This is a genomic window from Asanoa sp. NPDC050611, assembly GCF_040654855.1.
Classification (GTDB): Bacteria; Actinomycetota; Actinomycetes; order Mycobacteriales; family Micromonosporaceae; genus Asanoa.
Genome location: NZ_JBFAIU010000487.1, coordinates 1 through 4,282 on the forward strand (window position 1 = coordinate 1; position 4,282 = coordinate 4,282).

The window sequence follows — 4,282 nt, forward strand, 5'->3', positions numbered from 1 at the left end:
CGCCCCGCGCGCGCTGGCCGCGGCAGTGCCCCCGTCGGCACCGCCGCGGCCACCGGTCGGCAGCGCCGGTTCGAGCGGCGCGAGGCGTCAGCGGACCGTGCGGAAGAACGTGCGGACGTCGTCGACGAACAGGTCAGGGGCTTCGAGGGCCGCGAAGTGGCCGCCGCGGTCGTACTCCGTCCAGTGCGTGATGTTGTTCGTCTGTTCCGCGTAGCGGCGGATCGAGACGTCTTCCGCGAACACCGCCACCCCGGTCGGCACGCCGCTCGGGGTTGGCCAGTTGCCGCTGTGCATGCTCTCGTAATAGAGGTTGGCCGACGTGCCGGCCGTGTTGGTCAGCCAGTAGAGCATCACGTTCGTGAGGATGTGGTCGCGGTCGATGACGTCCTCCGGCAGTTTGCCGCCGTGGGTCCACTCCTGGAACTTCTCGACGATCCAGGCGAGCTGACCGGTCGGTGAGTCGGCCAGGGCGTACGACAGTGTCTGTGGCCTGGTTGCCTGGATCTGGAAGTAACCGTTCATGTCCTGCATGTAGTTGGCCAGGCGGCCCAGCCGCATCCGCTCCGCGTCGGTCATCGTGGCCTGTTCCTCCTCCGGCACCTCGCCGAACGGGATGAAGCCGAGCGTCGCCGCGTTGACGTGGATGCCGATCACGTGGTCGGGGTCGACGCGGCCGAGGTCCGGCGCGATGAAGGCGCCGTAGTCGCCGCCTTGGGCGCCGTAGCGCTCGTAGTCGAGGCGGCGCATCAGCTCGGCGAACGCGCGCGCGATCCGGCGGCTGTCCCAGCCCGCTTCCGCGACCCGGCCGGAGAGGCCGAAGCCCGGGATCGACGGGATCACCACGTGGAAGGCGTCGGCCGGGTCGCCGCCGTGTGCGCGGGGGTCGGTGAGCGGGCCGATCACGTCCAGGAACTCGACGATCGAGCCCGGCCAGCCGTGGCTGAGCACCAGCGGGAGGGCGCCCGGCTCCGGCGAGCGCGCGTGGACGAAGTGCACCCGCTGGCCGTCGATCTCGGTCGTGTACTGCGGGAACTCGTTGATCCGGCGCTCCGCGGCCCGCCAGTCGTAGCCGTCGGCCCAGTAGGCGGCCAGGTCGCGCATGTAGTCGACCGGCACGCCGCGGGACCACTCGGCGCCCGGCAGCGCGAACGGGTAGCGGGAGCGGGTGAGCCGCTCGCGGAGATCGTCGAGGTCGGCCTCGGCGACGTCGATGCGGTAGGGCTGCATGGCGGTTCCTCCACTGAGTCGGAGCGTGACGTTCCGTTCCGTTTCACTGTAGCAGAACGGAATGGTTCGTTCCAAGATTTTGATCACGGGAATCGGTTGGCAGGCCGCCCGCGGGGGTGGGAACGTTTTCGCATGCGGAAGTACGTGATCATGGGCGTGCAGGGCAGCGGCAAGGGCACCCAGAGCACCCTCATGCGCCGCGACCTGGACCTGACCCACATCAGCGTCGGCGACATCCTGCGCTGGCATGTCCAGCAACACACGAAGATCGGCGCGCAGGTACGCCGCACGATGACCGCCGGCGAGCTGGTCAGCGACGACCTGGTCGAGTCGATCGTGCGCGACCGGCTGCAGCAGCACGACTGGAACTACGGCTTCCTGATCGACGGCTTCCCGCGCAACGTGCGCCAGGCGGAGTTCTTCCTGGAGAGCTACGACATCGACGGCGTGATCCACCTCGACCTGCCCGACGAGGACGTGCAGAAGCGCGTGCTCAGCCGGCGGCTCTGCGCCAACTGCGGCATGGACTACAACCTGATCTCCGACCGCCCGGAGGTCGAGGGCAAGTGCGACGTCTGCGGCGGCAACCTGGTCCCGCGCGACGACGACACCCCGGAGGCGCTGGCCTCGCGGCTGCGCGACTACTACGGCAAGACGGAGCCGGTGCTCGAGCTGTTCCGCCGCAAGGAGTACGTCCTCACCGTCGACGCCCGCCCAGGCCCGGCCACCGTCCAGAACGCGATCCGGTCCGGCCTGGGGCTGCCGCCGTACCAAGGCTAGGTATCTAGGGTGTGGGTATGACGACCTACCGTTCCGTCAACCCCGCCCGGCTCGACGACGTGGTCGCGGAGGTGCAGTTGGCCGACGCTGCCGGGTTCATCGCGGCCTGTCGCAGCGCGCGCGCCGCGCAGCGCGGGTGGGCCGCGGTCCCCGCGCCGGTCCGCGGGCAGGTCATCGGCAACCTGGGTCGGCTAGTGCGCGCCAACTTCGAGACGCTCGCGCACCTCGTCACCCGCGAGATCGGCAAACCGATCAGCGAGGCCCGCGGCGAGGTCCAGGAGATCGTCGACACCTGCGACTTCTTCCTCGGCGAAGGGCGTCGGTTGTACGGACAGACGGTGCCGAGCGAGATGCCCGACAAGCAGCTCTTCACGTTCCGCGTGCCGGTCGGCGTCGCCGCGATCATCACGGCGGGCAACTTCCCGGTCGCGGTGCCGTCCTGGTACATCGTGCCCGCCCTGCTCTGCGGCAACGCCGTCGTCTGGAAGCCGGCGGAGTACGCCTCGGCGAGCGCGGCCGCGCTGGCGGCACTGGTGCGGCGGTCGGGCGTACCCGACGGTGTCTTCGACGTCGTCGACGCCGACGGGGCCGCGACCTATGAAGGGCTCTCCGGCGCGCTCGACGCGGGCCTGGTCGACAAGGTGGGCTTCACCGGCTCGTCGGCGGTCGGCGCGCGGATCGGCGAGCTGACCGGCCGCCACCTGCAGACGCCGTGCCTGGAGCTGGGCGGCAAGAACCCGATGGTGGTCACGCCGGACGCGGACCTGTCACTGGCCGTCGAGGGCGCGCTGTTCGGCGGCTTCGGCACGGCGGGCCAGCGCTGCACGTCGCTGGGCACGGCGATCGTGCACGAGTCGGTGTACGAGTCGTTCGTCGACTCCCTCGGCAAGGCCCTGTCGGACGCGGTGATCGGCGACCCGATGCGGGACGACGTCCTCTATGGACCCTTGCTGGCGGACCGGTTCGCGGAGCGTTACGAGGACTACCTGGGCTGGATCGGGTCGCACCACCGCGTGCTCGGCTCGGGCGGCCGGACGGGTCGGATCACGGCCGACAACCCACGCGCCGGCTTCGCCGGCGACCCCGCGGCGGGCCTCTTCTACCACCCGGTGCTGGTCGCGGGCGTGCGCCCGGACGACCAGTTGTTCCGCACGGAGACCTTCGGCCCGATCGTCGGGGTGATGCCGTACCGCGAGCTGGACGAGGCGATCGAGTTGGCGAACGCCCCGGGTTACGGCTTGTCGTCGTCGATCTACACGAACGACCCGCGCTCGGCGTTCGCGTTCCGCGCGGGCGTCTCGGCGGGCATGGTGAGCGTCAACAACTCGACGTCGGGCGCGGAGGCCCACCTACCGTTCGGCGGCAACGGCCGGTCGGGCAACGGCTCGCGCCAGTCGGGCGTGTGGGTACTCGACCAGTTCACCCGGTGGCAGTCGCTGAACTGGGACTACTCGGGGCGGCTGCAGAAGGCCCAGATGGACACGCAGACCGTCACGCCGGACCTGGACTTCCGCCTCTGACCAACCGGCTCGGGAGATCGTTCAGCTAACGCCCGAGGTCTGGCGCGACGACGGACCCACCGCAGTCTTCGGCACGGCGGCCCGGTGGTTGGTTGCTGTCCGCCCGGGACGTTAGGCGGTTGAGTGCTCTGAGAGAGCGATCAGGCCGGCTTCGGTCGGCCGGAAACCGCACGCGTCGAGGTAGAAGCGGCGTAGGTGGTCCTCGAAGTCGACGTGCAGCCAGGCGACGCCGGCCAGGCGGGCGTGCTCGGCGACGAGACCGACCAGCCGGGCGCCGACTCCGTGCCGACGCGCGAGATCAGCCACGACCGTGTCCAGCACGAAGGCGTGTGCACCTCCGTCCCAGGCCACGTTGACGAAGCCCACGAGCTCTCCGGCGTCACGGGCACAGACCCAACCCAGGCTGTGCCGGTGCAACCGCGCCGACCAGTCGTCCGCCGTCACGGCGTGGCCGAAGCCTGCCGCGTGCAACGCCTCGAGTTCGGCGTTGTCGAAAGCCCCACGCCATTCATATGCGATCGCCATCAACCACCTCCATCCATGAGACGCAGCGAGACAGTCAGAGCGGCCCAGGGCCGCCGCGTGGTAACCACCCGGGCCGCGCCGCACGGCGGGCGGCCACCGCGCCGACTGGCGTCAGCTCCGCGCGGCGGCTCGCGGCCGCGAGCTTCGACGGATCCGCGCCGTGTCGGCCCGCGCACGTGGCACGCGGCACGCGCGCGTGGCACGCGGCACGCGCGCGTGGCACGCGGCAC

The 4,282-nt window shown here is 70.6% G+C and carries 4 protein-coding genes; 2 read left to right on the forward strand and 2 right to left on the reverse strand.

Going from position 1 to position 4,282, the window contains the following annotated elements; genetic code table 11:
• Positions 1 to 87: 87 nt before the first annotated feature.
• Entirely contained in the window at positions 88 to 1,227 is a 1,140-nt protein-coding gene (locus tag AB0H87_RS38780) for an epoxide hydrolase family protein (RefSeq protein WP_360157831.1), read from the reverse strand.
• 132 nt (positions 1,228 to 1,359) lie between these two features.
• Here AB0H87_RS38780 and AB0H87_RS38785 point away from each other — a divergent pair, with 132 nt between their 5' ends.
• On the forward strand, positions 1,360 to 2,007 hold the full coding sequence (locus AB0H87_RS38785; protein ID WP_360157834.1) for a nucleoside monophosphate kinase: 648 nt from the start codon (positions 1,360 to 1,362) through the stop codon (positions 2,005 to 2,007).
• A gap of 17 nt (positions 2,008 to 2,024) precedes the next feature.
• A complete protein-coding gene (locus AB0H87_RS38790; protein ID WP_360157837.1) occupies positions 2,025 to 3,527 on the forward strand; it encodes an aldehyde dehydrogenase family protein in 1,503 nt (500 codons plus the stop codon).
• 111 nt (positions 3,528 to 3,638) lie between these two features.
• Here AB0H87_RS38790 and AB0H87_RS38795 read toward each other — a convergent pair whose 3' ends face one another.
• On the reverse strand, positions 3,639 to 4,052 hold the full coding sequence (locus AB0H87_RS38795; RefSeq protein ID WP_360157840.1) for a GNAT family N-acetyltransferase: 414 nt from the start codon (positions 4,050 to 4,052) through the stop codon (positions 3,639 to 3,641).
• Positions 4,053 to 4,282: the final 230 nt, after the last annotated feature.